Annotated in this window: 14 protein-coding genes; 6 read left to right on the top strand and 8 right to left on the bottom strand. The window is 75.0% G+C overall.

From position 1 onward, the window contains the following. The first annotated feature begins 10 nt into the window (after positions 1–10). Both FHS37_RS11825 and FHS37_RS11830 read left to right on the top strand, forming a co-directional pair. Positions 11–493, top strand: a complete 483-nt coding sequence (locus FHS37_RS11825) for a helix-turn-helix transcriptional regulator (RefSeq protein ID WP_229890263.1) — start codon at positions 11–13, stop codon at positions 491–493. 59 nt (positions 494–552) lie between these two features. Continuing rightward, positions 553–999, top strand: a complete 447-nt coding sequence (locus FHS37_RS11830; protein ID WP_184819898.1) for a VOC family protein — start codon at positions 553–555, stop codon at positions 997–999. A gap of 4 nt (positions 1,000–1,003) precedes the next feature. On the opposite strand, the gene cseC is transcribed toward FHS37_RS11830, so the two are convergent. From cseC to FHS37_RS11855, 5 genes are all read right to left on the bottom strand, one after another. Continuing rightward, positions 1,004–2,350 carry a two-component system sensor histidine kinase CseC gene (cseC, locus tag FHS37_RS11835; RefSeq protein WP_184820064.1) on the bottom strand — a complete coding sequence of 449 codons (1,347 nt, stop codon included), beginning with the start codon at positions 2,348–2,350 and terminating at the stop codon, positions 1,004–1,006. Positions 2,351–2,394: 44 nt separating this feature from the next. Next, positions 2,395–3,093, bottom strand: a complete 699-nt coding sequence (cseB, locus tag FHS37_RS11840; protein ID WP_184819900.1) for a two-component system response regulator CseB — start codon at positions 3,091–3,093, stop codon at positions 2,395–2,397. 153 nt (positions 3,094–3,246) lie between these two features. After that, on the bottom strand, positions 3,247–3,906 hold the full coding sequence (locus FHS37_RS11845; RefSeq protein WP_184819902.1) for a hypothetical protein: 660 nt from the start codon (positions 3,904–3,906) through the stop codon (positions 3,247–3,249). Continuing rightward, positions 3,894–4,433 carry a SigE family RNA polymerase sigma factor gene (locus FHS37_RS11850; protein WP_184819904.1) on the bottom strand — a complete coding sequence of 180 codons (540 nt, stop codon included), beginning with the start codon at positions 4,431–4,433 and terminating at the stop codon, positions 3,894–3,896. Before FHS37_RS11850 ends, FHS37_RS11845 begins: the two co-directional genes overlap by 13 nt. Before the next feature lie 281 nt (positions 4,434–4,714). Further along, on the bottom strand, positions 4,715–5,650 hold the full coding sequence (locus FHS37_RS11855; protein ID WP_184819906.1) for an HhH-GPD family protein: 936 nt from the start codon (positions 5,648–5,650) through the stop codon (positions 4,715–4,717). Positions 5,651–5,797: 147 nt separating this feature from the next. On the opposite strand from FHS37_RS11855, the gene FHS37_RS11860 reads away from it, so the two are divergent. Then, entirely contained in the window at positions 5,798–7,387 is a 1,590-nt protein-coding gene (locus FHS37_RS11860; RefSeq protein ID WP_184819908.1) for a sensor histidine kinase, read from the top strand. Then, entirely contained in the window at positions 7,384–8,049 is a 666-nt protein-coding gene (locus tag FHS37_RS11865; RefSeq protein ID WP_184819910.1) for a response regulator transcription factor, read from the top strand. The genes FHS37_RS11860 and FHS37_RS11865 overlap by 4 nt, the downstream gene beginning before the upstream one ends. 6 nt (positions 8,050–8,055) lie before the next feature. Here the strand turns inward: FHS37_RS11865 and FHS37_RS11870 are convergent, their stop codons facing one another. Further along, a complete protein-coding gene (locus FHS37_RS11870; protein ID WP_184819912.1) occupies positions 8,056–8,709 on the bottom strand; it encodes a phosphatase PAP2 family protein in 654 nt (217 codons plus the stop codon). A 175-nt stretch (positions 8,710–8,884) separates the two neighbouring features. On the opposite strand from FHS37_RS11870, the gene FHS37_RS11875 reads away from it, so the two are divergent. Then, positions 8,885–9,733 carry a hypothetical protein gene (locus FHS37_RS11875; protein ID WP_184819914.1) on the top strand — a complete coding sequence of 283 codons (849 nt, stop codon included), beginning with the start codon at positions 8,885–8,887 and terminating at the stop codon, positions 9,731–9,733. A gap of 42 nt (positions 9,734–9,775) precedes the next feature. Here FHS37_RS11875 and disA read toward each other — a convergent pair whose 3' ends face one another. Together disA and radA are read right to left on the bottom strand one after the other, a co-directional pair. Beyond that, complete coding sequence (gene disA, locus FHS37_RS11880) at positions 9,776–10,900, bottom strand: DNA integrity scanning diadenylate cyclase DisA (protein ID WP_184819916.1); 1,125 nt, start codon at positions 10,898–10,900, stop codon at positions 9,776–9,778. A gap of 115 nt (positions 10,901–11,015) precedes the next feature. Beyond that, on the bottom strand, positions 11,016–12,425 hold the full coding sequence (radA, locus tag FHS37_RS11885) for a DNA repair protein RadA (RefSeq protein ID WP_184819918.1): 1,410 nt from the start codon (positions 12,423–12,425) through the stop codon (positions 11,016–11,018). A gap of 567 nt (positions 12,426–12,992) precedes the next feature. On the opposite strand from radA, the gene FHS37_RS11890 reads away from it, so the two are divergent. Continuing rightward, complete coding sequence (locus FHS37_RS11890) at positions 12,993–14,735, top strand: BACON domain-containing protein (RefSeq protein WP_184819920.1); 1,743 nt, start codon at positions 12,993–12,995, stop codon at positions 14,733–14,735. Positions 14,736–14,742: the final 7 nt, after the last annotated feature.

Here is a 14,742-nt window from a genome sequence, read left to right on the forward strand (position 1 = left end):
CATCGGCCGCATGGACAAGGCGCGGCAGCTGCGGCTGGCCAAGGACGCGATGGACCGGGACTGGGCGGACCCGGACCTCGACCTGGACGCGGTCGCCGCGCACGCCGGGTACTCTCGCTACCACTTCCTGCGTGCCTTCAAGGAGGCGTACGGCGAGACGCCCGGCCAGTACCTGACGCACCGCCGCATCGAGCGCGCCGAGGACCTGTTGCGCACCGCCGGCCTCTCCGTGACGGAGATCTGCCACCTGGTCGGCTTCAGCAGTCCGGGCACCTTCTCGGCGCGGTTCAAGACCTGGACCGGCCTCACCCCCAGCGAGTACCGCGCCCGGCACGTGGGCCGGGGCGCCGCCCTGATCCCGGGCTGCTACGCCATGCTCTGGGCCGGTGGCTTCAGACCGGCGCCCGGCAGGACGGCACAACCACGGGCGCAGGCGTCGGCCCGGGCGCGACCCCAGGCGTCGGCACAGCGCAATTCCGGAGAAGCAGGCTGACGGCGCCGCCGCCTACGGTGACAGGGCAGTGCAGGAACGGCCGCGAACAGGAGCACGTCATGATCAACGGCCTCGCCATCTCCACCGTCTGGGTCCTCGACCAGGACCGGGCGAAGGAGTTCTACACCGAGAAGCTGGGCCTGGAGGTCCGCACCGACATGACCATGGGCGAGGGCGGCATGCGCTGGCTCACCGTCGGCTCGCCGAACCAGCCCGACGTCGAGCTGACCCTGATGGTGCCCGGCGGTCCGGCCATGGACCCCGAGTCCGCCGGGATGATCAGGAAGCTGGTCGCCAAGGGCGCGCTCGGCGCGGGCGTGCTGACCACCGACGACATCCACGGCGACTACGCCAAGCTCAGGGAGCGCGGGGTGGAGTTCCTCCAGGAGCCGCAGGAGCGCCCGTACGGCGTCGAGGCGCTGTTCCGCGACGACTCCGGCAACTGGTTCTCCTTCACGCAGCGCCGCGAGGGCGGCCTCGACATGGACGAGGACTGGTCCTGCTGACCCGTCACTGGGGCAGCATCGGATAGCTCCCCGTGTTCGTCGGCGCGTGCTCCGGCAGCCACAGCACGGCGACCGCGCCCTCGGCCGGTACGTCGTCCGGCGCCCCCGCCGGCCGTACGTTGCGGAAGGTCAGCCGGGCGCCCAGCACCCGGGCCTGACCCGCCGCGATGGTCAGGCCCAAGCCGTGTCCGCGGCCGGCCCGGTCCTTGCTGCCGGTGCGGAAGCGGCTCGGCCCCTCGGCGAGCAGGTCCGCGGGGAAGCCGGGCCCGTGGTCGCGGACCCGGATCACCCGGCCCTCGACGGTGACCTCGATGGGCGGCCTGCCGTGCCGGGCGGCGTTGGCGAGCAGGTTGAACAGCACGCGCTCCAGGCGCCGCGGGTCGGTGGTGACCTCCGACTCGTGCACCACGTGCACCGTGACGTCCGGATCCTTCGCCGTGACCCGACGGGTGACGAACTCGCCCAGCAGGATGTCCTGCAGCTCCGCGCGCTCGGAGGCGCCGTCCAGCCGGGCCACCTCCAGGACGTCCTCGACGAGGGTGCGCATGGCCTTGGCCCGGTCCAGCACCAGCTCCGTCGGCCGGCCCGGCGGCAGCAGTTCGGCGGCGGTCAGCAGTCCGGTCACCGGGGTGCGCAGCTCGTGCGCGATGTCGGCGGTGACCCGGCGTTCGGCCTCCAGCCGCTGGCGCAGCGCGTCCGCCATGGCGTCCACCGCGCTGGCCAGGTCGTCGGTCTCGTCCCGGACCACCCCGCCGATGGCCTCCCGCACCCGGACGTCCGTCTCGCCCCGTGCGACCCGGTTGGCCGCGCTGGCCGCCTTGCGCAGCCGGCGCGACAGATGGCCGCCGATCAGCACCCCGAGCGCGCTGCCGCCCAGGACGGCCGCGATCGAGCCGATCACCAGGGCCTGGTCGAGGTCCTTGAGGATGTCCGAGCTGCGGTCGGTGAAACCGGAGTGCAGGGACATCACGTGCCCGTTCTTCAGCGGCACCGCCGCCCAGATGTCCGGTGCCCCGCCCGGCCGGTCGGCCACGTAGGTCGCCCGTCGGCCCGCCTCGACCTTCTTCCGGAGCTCCTCGGGCAGCTCCGGATCGTCGATCTTGGTGTTGGGGAAGTTCAGCCGTCCGGACAGCTCGTAGTTGCGCTGGGCGATCATGATCCGCTCGTCGGCGAGGTCGCGCGCGTTGTCCAGCATCGACACCCGGGCCGCGTTGTGCACGACCAGGCTCAGCGCGACCGCCACCAGCGCGCCGACCAGCGCGATGGCCGCGCTGAGCTTCCACCGCAGGCCCGCCCCGATGCCCGCCCGGTCGGTGCAGGCCGCCGTCAGGCGCCGGAAGTGCCCCCGCATCCCCCGCACCCCGCGCACCTCCCGCATCCCCCGCATCCGCTCGTTCAGGCCTTCAGTTTGTAGCCGAAGCCGCGGACCGTCTCGATCCGGTCCTGGCCGATCTTCGTGCGCAGCCGCTGCACGTGGACGTCGACGACCCGGGTGTCACCGCCCCAGCCGTACTCCCACACGCGTTCGAGCAGCCGGTCGCGGGAGAGGACGGTGCCCGGCGCCGAGGAGAACTCCAGCAGCAGCCGCATCTCGGTCGGCGTCAGCGCCACCGGCGCCCCCGCCCTGCGCACCTCCATGCCCCCGGTGTCGATCTCCAGTTCGCCGAAGGCCAGCACGCCCCCGTCGTCCGCGGCGGCCGACGCGTCCCGGCCGCCGTTCGCCCGGCCGAAGCGGCGCAGCACCGCGCGGATCCGGGCGACCAGGACGGCACCGTCGAACGGCTTGGTCACGTAGTCGTCGGCGCCCGCCTCCAGGCCCAGCACGACGTCGATGGAGTCGGCGCGCGCCGACAGCATGATCACCGGGACCATCGACTCGTCGCGGATGCGCCGGCACAGGCTGACCCCGTCGAGACCGGGGACCATGACGTCGAGCAGGGCGATGTCGGGGCGGTTCGCCCGGAACGCCTCCAGGCCGGACAGTCCGTCGGGCATCGCGGTGACCGCGAAGCCGTCCCGCTCCAGGGCGAGCTGGGTGGCCTCGCGGATGACGTCGTCGTCCTCGACGAACAGGACGTGGGTCTGGTCTGCCATCCCGGTGCTCTCAGTTCTCGTTTCGGTCTCGGGTCCGTGCGGGCGCTCCTGCCCCGCCCACACGACGGACGCGGGGGCCGTGCGGCGGGTTCACCCGTTCATCGGTCCGGGCGGCCCGCCGGTTCACGCCGGTTTCACGCCGTGAGCCGTGTCTCAGCCGTCGGGCGCCGGCTTCGGCTCCTGGCCGGCCACCTGACCGTAGTCGTTGTGCGTGCGGTACTCCTCGGTGAACCGGCCCGCGGTCCAGCGGTACGTGATCACGTTCTCGCCGGACGGGCTCGACACCGGGTCGCCCCGGTCGTACACCTGCTTGGTCACCACCAGGTCCCCGCGGTCGATCTCCGCGTACACCGGGGGCTCCTCGGCCGTGAACACGTTCGTGTACGCACCGCCCTCGCCGCGGTACACGTACGAGCCGATGCCCACCGCGTCCCCGCAGGTCAGCACGTTGACGACGATGTCGTCGGCGGTCCCTCCGGTGAGGTCGCCGTAGCTCACGTCGACGGCGTACTCGTCGGCGACGCACGGCTTGAGCTCCCTCTTGACCTCGGCGGAGACCGCCGGGTCGGCCTTGATCAGCCGGACCGCGTCCACCTGGTCGGGAACCGTGGCCGGCACCCGTGACACCGGTGCGGGCGCGGCGGCGCTCGCCACCGGGTCCGCGTGGGCCGGCCCCTCGTCCCGCGCGCCGGTGCCGCCCGTGCCGCAGCCGGCGGCGAAGAGGCCCGCGGCGGCGAGCACGGCCGTCGCCGCGGTCGCCGCCCGGGTGGTGGTCCGGATCTCCGTGTGCCCCGCGCCGGTCAGGCCGCGCAACGCTCCCGCTCCTCACGCTCCAGCGCGCGTGCGTCCAGATCGCGCGACTGGAGCTCCTCGCGGAGCCGGGCCAGCGCCCGGTGCAGCGTGCTCTTGACCGTTCCGGCCGACATGCCGAGGGCGGCGGCCGTCTCCTCCGTGGACATCTGCTCCCAGTGTCGCAGCACCACCACACTGCGCTGCTTCGGGGCGAGCACCTTCAGTATGTCCATCAGCAGGGCGCGGTCGGCGTGCTGCTCGGTGGCGTCGTCCACGCAGGCCTCCGGGAGCTGCTCGGTCGGCACCTCCTCCAGCTTGCGGGCGCGCCACCACTCGGTCCGTGTGTTGATCATGACACGGCGCAGGTAGGCGTCGGCCAGCCGCTTGTCCTCGATGGTCTCCCAGCGGCCGTACGTCCGGGCCAGCGCGGTCTGCAGCAGGTCCTGCGCGTCGACGGGGTCCGGGACCAGGCGGCGGGCGCTGCGCAGCAGCGCGTCCTGCCGGGTGCGGACGTACTCCTCGAACTCGAGCACCTCGCCCTGCGCCATGGTGAACCGCCTTCCGCTCCCCGTTCCGGCCCGCACGCGCGGGTCGGCTGCACTGCCTGTGATCCGTGGTCGTCGTGCCCTCTCCGGGCATGCGAACGAAGGTACGGAGGCGTTGTCACGGCACTGTGCGAAGAACCCTGCGGGCAACCTGCGGCTGTCCGTCGGTTGTGTAACGGAAGTAGGAACGGGGTAAGGCGGTGGGGTGGTTCGGGCGGTTGCGGGGTGATCCGTCCGGTCGGGCCGGGGCGCGGAGGCCCGTGCCCGTGTGCGCCGGCTGTGGGTCAGCTCAGCGGCAGCCGGTACAGACCACCCGGCAGCGGTTCCACCAGACCGTCGGCGACGAGACCGTCCAGGGCCCGGGCCCGCTGCACCGGCTCGTGCCACACCCGGTCCAGGGCGGCCTGCGGCACCGGTCCGTGCGTCTCCCGCAGGACGGCCAGCAGCCGCCCGCGGACCTGCCGGTCCGTCCCCGCGTACGTCTGGCCCCGGCGCGGCGGGCCGTCGTGGGCCGGCTTGCCCGCCAGGCGCCAGGCGCACTGCGCGGCGATCGGACAGCGGTGGCACGACTCGTTCTTCGCCGTGCACACCAGCGCCCCGAGCTCCATGGATGCGGCGGCCCACCGCGCGGCGGTCGACGGCTCCTCGGGCAGCAGCGCGCGGGCCAGCCGGCGCTCGGCGGCGGTGGTGGCGTTCGGCGGGTACTGCACCCCGGTGACCGCGCGGGCGAACACCCGGCGGACGTTGGTGTCCAGCACCGCGTGCCGCTGCCCGTACGCGAACGACGCCACGGCCGCCGCCGTGTACTCGCCGATGCCGGGCAGCGCCAGCAGCTGGGCGTGGTCGGTCGGCACGTCACCGCCGTGCCGTTCCGTTATGGCGACGGCGGCGCCGTGCAGCCGCAGGGCGCGGCGCGGGTAACCGAGCCGGCCCCAGGCGCGGACGGCCTCGCCGGGCGCCTCCGCGGCGAGGTCGGCGGGGCGCGGCCAGCGGGCCAGCCACTGCTCGTAGACGGGCAGGACCCGGTTCACCGGGGTCTGCTGGAGCATGAACTCGCTGACCATCACCCCCCACGCACCGGCCTCGGGGCGCCGCCACGGCAGGTCCCGGGCGTGCTCGTCGAACCAGTCGATGACGGGGGAGTGCAGCGGCTCACCGGGAGCACGCTCGGACGCGGAATCGGCGGCGTTGCCGTACGGGGGCTTCGTGGGAACAGTCATGACCTGTCGATCCTGCCACGCCCGGCCCCGCCCGCGGGGGGACCGCCACGGTGGAGGGAGGGGGAATGGTCCGGGCCACCGGAGGGTGACGGGCACCTGACGATCGGCAGCAGTGGCGACCCGACGGCCGCTTGTAGCGTCGACGGCATGGAACGTGCTCGCCTCGCCGCGCTCGGCCGGGGCTGCCTGCTCTGGGCGGCCCTCGCCGGCCCGGCGCTCGCCGCGGACCGGCTCGGGCTGAACGGGCCGCGGCCGCTCTGGCAGCAGCTGGCCGGACCGGCCCTGCTCGCCGTCGCCACCGCCGCGTCCCGGCGCCGGCCCCTGGTCGCCTTCGGCCTGACGGCCGCCCTGGGCCTGGCCTTCGCACCCGCCCTGTTCAGCGTCTCCCACGGTCCGGCGCTCGGCGTGTTCGCGCTGCTGCTCGGGCTGCGCGCGGGCCGCACCGCACCCGCGGCGCTGTGCTTCACCGCCGTCGGGTGCGTCGGCACCGTGCGGATCGCGCTCGCCGGGACCGACCCGGTCCCCGAGTGGCTGGTCCTGACCGGCACCCTCCTGTTCGGCTGTGTCTTCCCCTGGCTCGGCGGGCGCTACTGGCGGCAGAGCCGCCAGCTGGCCGAGGCGGGCTGGCTGCGGGCGGCGCGCCTGGAGGAGGAGCAGCGCCTCACCGAGGAGCGCGCCCGGCTGCGGGAGCGGGCCCGGATCGCCCAGGACATGCACGACTCCCTGGGCCACGAGCTGAGCCTGATCGCCCTGCGCGCGGGCGCCCTCCAGGTCGCCCCCGACCTCGCCGGCCACCACCGGGCCGCCGCGGCGGACCTGCGCGCGGCGGCCGCAGACGCCACCGACCGGCTGCACCGCATCATCGGCGTCCTGCGGGAGGACGACGAACCCGTGCCGCTGTCCCCGGCCGGCGAGAACGTCGAGCAACTCGTCGCCCGCGCGGCCGAGTCCGGGCTGCCGGTGCGCTGGGAACCCGGCGGGCGGAACGCGGCCGTACGGCCCGGCGGGGTCGCCGAGCGGCTGCTGCACCGGGTGACCAGGGAGGCGCTGACCAACGCGGCACGGCACGCACCGGGCGCGCCCGTCACCGTGGCGCTGACGGGGGACGACGTCCGAGGAGCGACCGTCAGCATCACCAACGGGCGGGCCACCCGCGGGAGTTCCCCGTCCCCGGGGAACGGCTCGGGCCTGTCCGGGCTGCGCGCCGCCGTCACCGCGGTCGGCGGCACCTTCGAGGCGGGCCCGCACGCCGACGGCTACCGGGTCCGGGCCCGCGTCCCGGCGCGGGCGTCCGCGGCGGCCGCGCCCCCGCACCCGCCCTCCGCCCCCTTCACCCGTGCCCGCCGCCGCGTCGCCGCCGGCCTCGGTGCCGCCGCCTGCGCGGGCGCCGTCCTGGTCGGTTCGGCCTTCGGCTGGTACGCGTACACCGAGACGCACTCGGTCCTGGAGCCCGCCGCGTACGCGGGACTGCGCCTGGGCACACCGGCCGGCGAGGTGGCACGGGTGCTGCCGGACCGGGACGTCAGGGACCCGCCCGCGGAGCGCGCGCCCGCGCCGCCCGAGGGCGCCGACTGCCGCTACTACCGCGCGAGCGGCGAACTCTTCGTCTCCGTCGACCACTTCCGGCTCTGCTTCGACGACGAGGGGCGCCTGGTCGCCAAGGACGTGATCCCGCGCGTCGGCCTGTCCGGCGGAGGGCGGGAAGGACGCGAGGAACACGAGGAGTTCGCACGATGATCAGGGTCCTGCTGGCCGACGACGAGGCGATGGTGCGCGCCGGGGTGCGCGCCATCCTGGGGAGCAGCGGCGAGACGGAGGTCGTCGCCGAGGCGGCCGACGGGCGCGAGGCCGTCGAGCTGGCCCGGGCGCACCGCCCCGACGTGGCCCTGCTCGACATCCGCATGCCCCGCCTGGACGGGCTCGCGGCGGCCGAGGAGATCGTCCGCACCGTCCCCGGCACGGCCGTCGCGATGCTCACCACCTTCTCCGAACGCGCCTACGTGGCCCGCGCACTGGGCGGCGGCGCCACCGGCTTCCTGCTCAAGTCCGGTGACCCCTACGAACTCATCGCCGGCGTACGGGCGGTGGCGGACGGCGCGGCCTTCCTGTCGCCCAAGGTGGCCCGGTACGTCATCGAGGGCCTCGGCGGCGCCGACGGCACCGGCCGGCTCGCCCGGGAGGCCCGGGCCCGCGCGCGCGTGGCGGTGCTCAGTCCGCGCGAGCGCGAGGTGCTCGGCCTGGTCGGGGCCGGACTGTCCAACCCGGAGATAGCCGCCCGACTGCACCTCGTCGAGGGCACGGTGAAGGCGTACGTCAGCGCGGTCCTCGACCGGCTCGGTGTGCGCAACCGCGTACAGGCGGCGATCGTCGCCCACGAGGCGGGGCTGGTCGCGACGTGAGCCCGCTCAGCGTCGCCGGTGCGTCGCGTACGGCGCCGCGCGGTGGGCGGCCGGCCGCGGACCCGGCCCGGTGAGCCAACGCACGGCGGGCACCGGCGAGACGCGCATCGACGTGGTGAGCCGGACCGCCGGGCGCGTGGCCAGCCGTACGGCCGCGAAGGCGACGACCGCGCCGAGGAGCAGCCCCACGACCACGTCGTGCGGGTAGTGCACGCCGACGAACACCCGGGAGAAGGCCATGAGCAGGGCCAGCGGCGCGGTCAGCCAGACGAGCGCCCGCCGGACCAGGACCAGGGCGAGGGCCGAGGCGCCCGCGATCGTGGCGTGGTTGCTGGGGAACGACCAGTCGCCGTGCGGCGGGCACTCGGCCAGGGACGGGACGGCGCCGGCGACCGCCCGGCACGGACGCTCCTGGGTGACAACGGACTTCAGCACCTCGCTGCACACGTACGCCCCAGCCGTGGCCAGAGGTGCAAGGACCGCGATCGCGAACGCGCGGTGGTCGGCGCGCCGGGCCCGCCACCAGCCGAGGACGAACAGCGCGACGAAGACCAGGAGTCCGGCCTCCGTTCCGATCTCGGCCGTGTGCCGCACCCATGACGGGGTGTCGTGCGCGAAGTCGGTGATGTCGCGGTAGAGCCCGCTGTCCACGAAGTCCATGGTCACGGACCGTAGGCGAGGGGGCGGGACGGTCACACCCCGCGATCGTCGGGTGCCGTACCTGACGAAAGACAGGGGCGGCAGGGCGGTTACCGGGATGATGATCCGGAAAAGTTGTGAGTCTTGGCGGCGGGTGGGACAAGCGAACGCACCGATCTCTCGTACAGTTTGCGCCGTGGGATCTCTGCGCAATCCGGTCGGGCCGCTTCCCTCCTCCATCTACTGGCGAAGGAGGGTCGTACTGCTGGCCGTACTGGCCCTGTTGGCGCTGCTGGTCACCTGGGTGGTCACCGCGGGCGGCGGGGGCGGCGACGGCGGCGGGAACGGGGCCAACGGCAAGAATCCCGCGCCGTCCATCACTCCGGGACCGTCGGGTTCCGGACCGGCGATCAGTCAGGCCCCGGGCGGGCGCGACGAGCCGGGTTCCGGCGGGTCCGGCGGGTCAGGCGGCTCGTCGTCCGGGAGCGGGGACGACGGGGCGGGCGGCGACCCCGCGGACTCCGGTGGCGCCGGCGGCTCGGGCGGCGGTGCGGGCGGCGGTGCGGGCGGCGGCTCCGAGGGCGGTACGTCGTCCGGGGTCGGCGCGGGTGACGCGCTGCCGGCCGGATCCGGGTCCGGACTTCCCAACTGCACGGCGAGCGCGGTCAAGTTGAGCCTGCGCAGTGCCCGCAACGCCTACGACCCCGGTCTGACGCCCACGTTCCTGCTGACCGCGCGGAACGTGTCCGACGGTGACTGCAAGGTCGATCTCGGGCCGGACAACACGGTGTTGACGGTCACTCAGGCGAGCGGCGACGACCCGTACTGGGCGTCGGACGACTGCCCCGAGGGCGCACGGAGCCTGGTGTTCCGGGTACCGGCCGGCGAGAGCATCACGTACACCGTGAAGTGGGACCGCAAGCCGAGCGCCCCGCAGTGCGCGACGCCGCCGGCGGGGTCGGCCGGCGCGGGGACGTACCTGGTGGAGGCCAAGGCGCCGGGGTTCGCGAAGCTGCAGACGTCGTTCGTGCTGGAGAAGGACTGAGCGGGTGCCGGGCGCCGGCACCCACTGACGCGCGGGAGGGGCTCAGACGTACCGCTCGAGGATCGAGCTCTCCGCCAGCCTCGACAGGCCCTCGCGGACGCTGCGCGCCCGGGCCTCGCCGACGCCGTCCACCGTCTGGAGGTCGTCCACGCTGGCGGCGAGCAGCTTCTGCAGTCCGCCGAAGTGCTCCACCAGGCGGTCGATGATCGCGCCGGGCAGCCGCGGCACCTTGGCCAGCAGCCGGAAGCCGCGCGGTGACACCGCCGAGTCCAGGGTCTCGGGGGAGCCGGTGTAGCCCAGGGCGCGGGCCACGGTCGGCAGTTCCAGGAGTTCCGCGTGGGTGAGCGCGTCCAGCTCGTGCAGGGCCTCGTCGACCGTGCGGGAGCGCTTGGCGGTGGGCTCGGGGACGTAGTCCCGGACGACGAGCTCGCGCTCCGGCTCCACGCCCGCGATCAACTCGTCGAGCTGGAGGGCGAGGAGACGGCCGTCGGTGCCCAGTTCGACCACGTACTCGGCGATCTCGGTGGCGATGCGGCGCACCATCTCCAGCCGCTGCGCGACCGCCGAGACGTCCCGGACGGTCACCAGGTCCTCGATCTCCAGCGCCGACAGCGTGCCCGCGACCTCGTCGAGGCGGAGCTTGTAGCGCTCCAGCGTGGCGAGGGCCTGGTTGGCGCGGGACAGGATCGCCGCCGAGTCCTCCAGGACCCGGCGGTGGCCGTCGACGTAGAGCGCGATCAGGCGCATCGACTGGGAGACCGAGACGACCGGGAAGCCGACCTGCTTGGAGACCCGGTCGGCGGTGCGGTGCCGGGTGCCGGTCTCCTCGGTCGGGATCGTCGGGTCCGGCACGAGCTGGACGCCCGCCCGCAGGATCTTGGACAGGTCGGACGACAGCACGATGCCGCCGTCCAGCTTGCACAGCTCGCGCAGCCGGGTCGCGGTGAACTCGACGTCCAGCACGAAGCCGCCGCTGCACAGCGACTCGACGGTCTTGTCGGAACCGAGCACGATCAGACCGCCGGTGTTGCCGCGGAGCACGCGCTCCAGGCCGTCACGCAGGGTGGTGCCGGGTGCCACGGCGCTCAGCGAGGCGCGCATCAGGCCATCGGAGCCGGCACTCCCACCGGACTTTCCGGGAGCCGCTGCCCGGTCGTTGGCTGCCACTGCACTCCTCCGGTCGCAGGTTCTGGGGCGCCCCCGTTCAGGGCTCCCGACCTGATCCGAACGAGAGACCCTCACCGCACTCGGTTCGTACGGACGGGCGAGACCTGGGCAAAGTCTACCGGCGGTCCTCCTCCTCCCGTGGGGCCTCTCGGCGACGGGAGCGCGGAAGGACGCGCAGCGCGTCCCCTATGTCCGCGACTTCCAGGACCTTCATCCCCGGCGGGGTCTTGCCCGGGTCACCCGGTACCAGGGCGTGTGTGAAGCCCAGGCGGTGCGCTTCGGCGAGCCTGCGCTGGACGCCCGTGACCCGTCTCACCTCGCCGGCCAGGCCGACCTCGCCGATCGCGACCAGGTTCTTCGGCAACGGTGTGTCGCTCGCCGCCGAGGCCAGGGCGAGCGCGACGGCCAGGTCCGCGGCGGGCTCCGAGAGCTTCACCCCGCCGACCGTCGCGGAGTAGATGTCCCGTTTGCCCAGGGCGCTGATGCGGCCGCGCTGTTCCAGCACCGCCAGCATCATCGACACGCGCGAGGTCTCCAGGCCGGACGTGGTGCGCCGGGGGGAGGGGATCTGCGAGTCGACCGTGAGCGCCTGCACTTCGGCGACCAGGGGGCGGCGGCCCTCCAGGGTGACGGTCAGGCAGGTGCCCGGGACCGGCTCGTCGCGGCGGGTCAGGAAGAGTCCGCTCGGGTCCGCGAGGCCCGTGATGCCCTCGTCGTGCAGTTCGAAGCAGCCGACCTCGTCGGTGGTGCCGTAGCGGTTCTTGACGCCGCGCACCAGGCGCAGGCGCGCGTGCCGGTCGCCCTCGAAGTGCAGGACGACGTCCACCAGGTGCTCCAGCAGGCGCGGACCGGCGATCGCGCCGTCCTTCGTGACGTGCCCCACGAGGAGCGTGGACATGCCGCGCTCCTTGGAGGCCCGGATCAGCGCGCCGGCCACCTCGCGGACCTGGGCCATGCCGCCCGGGGCGCCGTCGATCTCCGGGGACGCCACCGTCTGCACCGAGTCCAGGATCAGCAGGGACGGCTTGACCGCGTCCAGGTGGCCGAGGACGGCGGACAGGTCCGTCTCGGCGGCGAGGTACAGGTGGTCGTCGATGGCGTGGATGCGGTCGGCGCGCAGCCGGACCTGGCTCGCCGACTCCTCGCCGGTGACGTAGAGCGTGCGGTGCTCGTCGCTCGCCGACTTGGCCGCCACGTCGAGCAGCAGGGTGGACTTGCCGACGCCGGGCTCGCCCGCGACGAGCACCACGGCCCCGGGGACCAGTCCGCCGCCGAGCACCCGGTCCAGCTCGGGCACCCCGGTGGAGCGGGCGGTGGCCTGGCGGCCGTCGACCTGGCCGATGGGCAGGGCGGAGGTGGTGACCCGCCCCGGGGCCGTCGTACGGACCGCGGGCGCGCCGTACTCCTCGATCGTCCCCCAGGCCTGGCACTCGGGGCAGCGGCCGAGCCACTTGGCCGTCTGCCAGCCGCACTCGGTGCAGCGGTAGGACGGGCGGTCCTTGGAGGTCTTGGTACGGGCAGCCATGCGAAAAAGGTAACGGCCGGAACTGACAACGCGCCCCGGGCACCCCGCACCCCCGGTCGCCACCCGCGTCCCACCGCGCCCCGCACGGACCGCGCCCCGCCGCCCGCCCGGCGCCCGTGCGACCCCTCGGGTCCGGGCCACGGGCACCGGGCGGGCGGGAACGGCGGCACCCGGCGACGGAGACGTGTCGGGGGAGGACGGGCCGTCTCCGGGCGACACCGGCCACCGCACCGGCGGGCGCCCCGTGCCACCGCCGCCGGCCGGTGCCCGTGCGGTCGCTCCGGGCAGGGGTCCGGCTGCCGGGCGGCCGGCGTCGGGGGAGGGGCCGGTGCCGGGAGAGGGGAGGCGGCGTCCGGAGACGGACCCGTGCCCGGAGGGAAGGGCTGTCGGCGGGGGACGGGGCGGTGGTCCCGGGCGGTGCCGTTCGTGGGGCCGGGCCGGGCGGTTCCGCGCCCGGTTCGGTCAGCGAAAGGTTCCTGTCCTCGTTTGAGGGATCGTTTCACCCGTACGGATTAAAAGTGCGCAGGGCTCCGGGAGAGGCCGCTCCGAGCCGCCTACGGTCGCCGGATGACGAGCAGTGGCCCGGAGACCCCGACCCGTATGACCGGCGCGCACCGGGCGCACCGGGAGGTGCGTGACCGTGGGGCCGCGCGCACGCTGGCGCAGCGGCCGCCCGCGCGCCACGAACCGTACCTGGACGGTCTGTTCACCTACTGCCTGTCCGTGCTGTGCGACCACGACGAGGCGGTCGCCGCCCTGGCCGACGTCCTCGTGCTCGCGGAGCGCCGCGGCCGGCACGTCCCGGACGCGCCCGAGGAGTGCCGGGCCTGGCTGTACGCGCTGGCCCGCTGGGCCTGTCTGCGCAAGCTGGCGGAGGCCAAGCAGAAACGTCAGGCCACCCACGCCGCGGGCCGCGCCGACCGGCGGCGGAAGGCCCGGACCGCCACCGCCCCGGCCGTCTCCGAGGAGGTCCGGGAGCAGCGCCGGCGCGAACTGGCACTGCTGGCCTGGCCGGAGGCCGCCGGCACCACCCCGGAGCAGCGCGAGGCGCTGGAACTCGCCGTACGCCACCATCTCGCCGCCCCCGAGCTCGCCGCCGTGCTCGGCATGCAGCCGGCCGCCGCCCGCGAACTGCTCGCCTCCGCGGCCTGCGAGGTCGAACGCACCCGCGCGGCGCTCGCCGTCGTCGAGACCGGGGCCTGCCCCGGCGTGGCGCATCTCACCGGCGACCACCAGCTCGTGCTCGGCACCGCCCTGCGCCGGGAGCTCGTCCGGCACGTCGACGACTGCCCGCGCTGCCGCCGCACCGCCGAGCGGGCCGTCCCCGGCCGCTGGCCCGGCACCAGCGTCACGCCGGACGCGCTGCCCGTCCTGCCGGTGCCGGGTGCGGCCCTGCACGCCGCCATGGCCCACCACCCGCGCGGGCGTGCCGCCGCGCCCCGCTTCGACCGGCGCGGCTTCCCGGTGGACCCCAAGGACCGCGTCGCCCGCAGGGACCGCCTGCGCGCGCGTGCCGTCACGACGACGGTCGTCGCCACCGTGGTCGCCGCGCCCGTGCTCGCCCTGTGGGCCGCCTACCGGGGCACCCCCGTCGGGGAGGCCCAGGACGGCCGCTCGGCCTCCGCACGGGAGGACGGCGGTCCCGTCGACCTCGACGGCGAAGGGGCGGGCGGCTACGAGAACGCCGGCAACGCCAGCACCCGGCCCGGCCCCCGGTTCGACAAGGACGGCAGGGCGGACGTGTCCGTGGAGGTCGTCGGCGTCGCCCGCGACGGGCGCGAGGGTGCCGCCGCGCTGGGCGTCACGGCCGGTCACACCGGCGACACCACGCTGATCACCCTCACCGCGACGGGCTCCGAGCCGGTCCGCTGGTCCGCGTCCACGGGAGCGTCCTGGCTCTACCTGAGCCGGTCGTCGGGAACGCTCGCCCCCGGCGAGTCCTCGACGATCAAGGTGTACGTCGACCAGCTCCGCGAGCCGTCGGGGCACTGGAAGGCGACCGTGGCGGTCTCACCCGCCGGCGCGGTCGTCACCATCGGCGGCTACGGCACCGCCCCCGGTCCCGGCGGCGGCCCGCACCCCGGGCACCCCGGAGGCCCGGGCACCGAGCCCCCCGGCACCCCGAGCGGCCCTCCCCCGTCGTCGCCCGGCCCGGACCCGGCGCCCACCACGCCGGCGCCCCCGGAGCCCACGCCGAGCGATCCTCCGCCCGCGCCCGGCCCGGAACCCACGCCCGGCGGGACCGCCCCGGCCGACCCGGCGGGCCCGCCGTCTGCGCCCGCGGACGGCGGCGACCCGGCCCCGTCGTAGGCCGCGG

Source organism: Streptomyces griseomycini, assembly GCF_014203535.1.
In the GTDB taxonomy this organism is placed as follows: domain Bacteria; phylum Actinomycetota; class Actinomycetes; order Streptomycetales; family Streptomycetaceae; genus Streptomyces; species Streptomyces griseomycini.

Coding starts and splice junctions, on each gene's coding strand:
- FHS37_RS11870 (WP_184819912.1), bottom strand. CDS start 8,709: ATGGACTTCGTGGACAGCGGGCTCTACCGCGACATCACCGACTTCGCG.
- FHS37_RS11830 (WP_184819898.1), top strand. CDS start 553: ATGATCAACGGCCTCGCCATCTCCACCGTCTGGGTCCTCGACCAGGAC.
- FHS37_RS11860 (WP_184819908.1), top strand. CDS start 5,798: ATGGAACGTGCTCGCCTCGCCGCGCTCGGCCGGGGCTGCCTGCTCTGG.
- cseC (WP_184820064.1), bottom strand. CDS start 2,350: ATGCGGGGGCACTTCCGGCGCCTGACGGCGGCCTGCACCGACCGGGCG.
- radA (WP_184819918.1), bottom strand. CDS start 12,425: ATGGCTGCCCGTACCAAGACCTCCAAGGACCGCCCGTCCTACCGCTGC.
- cseB (WP_184819900.1), bottom strand. CDS start 3,093: ATGGCAGACCAGACCCACGTCCTGTTCGTCGAGGACGACGACGTCATC.
- FHS37_RS11865 (WP_184819910.1), top strand. CDS start 7,384: ATGATCAGGGTCCTGCTGGCCGACGACGAGGCGATGGTGCGCGCCGGG.
- FHS37_RS11850 (WP_184819904.1), bottom strand. CDS start 4,433: ATGGCGCAGGGCGAGGTGCTCGAGTTCGAGGAGTACGTCCGCACCCGG.
- FHS37_RS11890 (WP_184819920.1), top strand. CDS start 12,993: ATGACGAGCAGTGGCCCGGAGACCCCGACCCGTATGACCGGCGCGCAC.
- FHS37_RS11855 (WP_184819906.1), bottom strand. CDS start 5,650: ATGACTGTTCCCACGAAGCCCCCGTACGGCAACGCCGCCGATTCCGCG.
- FHS37_RS11825 (WP_229890263.1), top strand. CDS start 11: ATGGACAAGGCGCGGCAGCTGCGGCTGGCCAAGGACGCGATGGACCGG.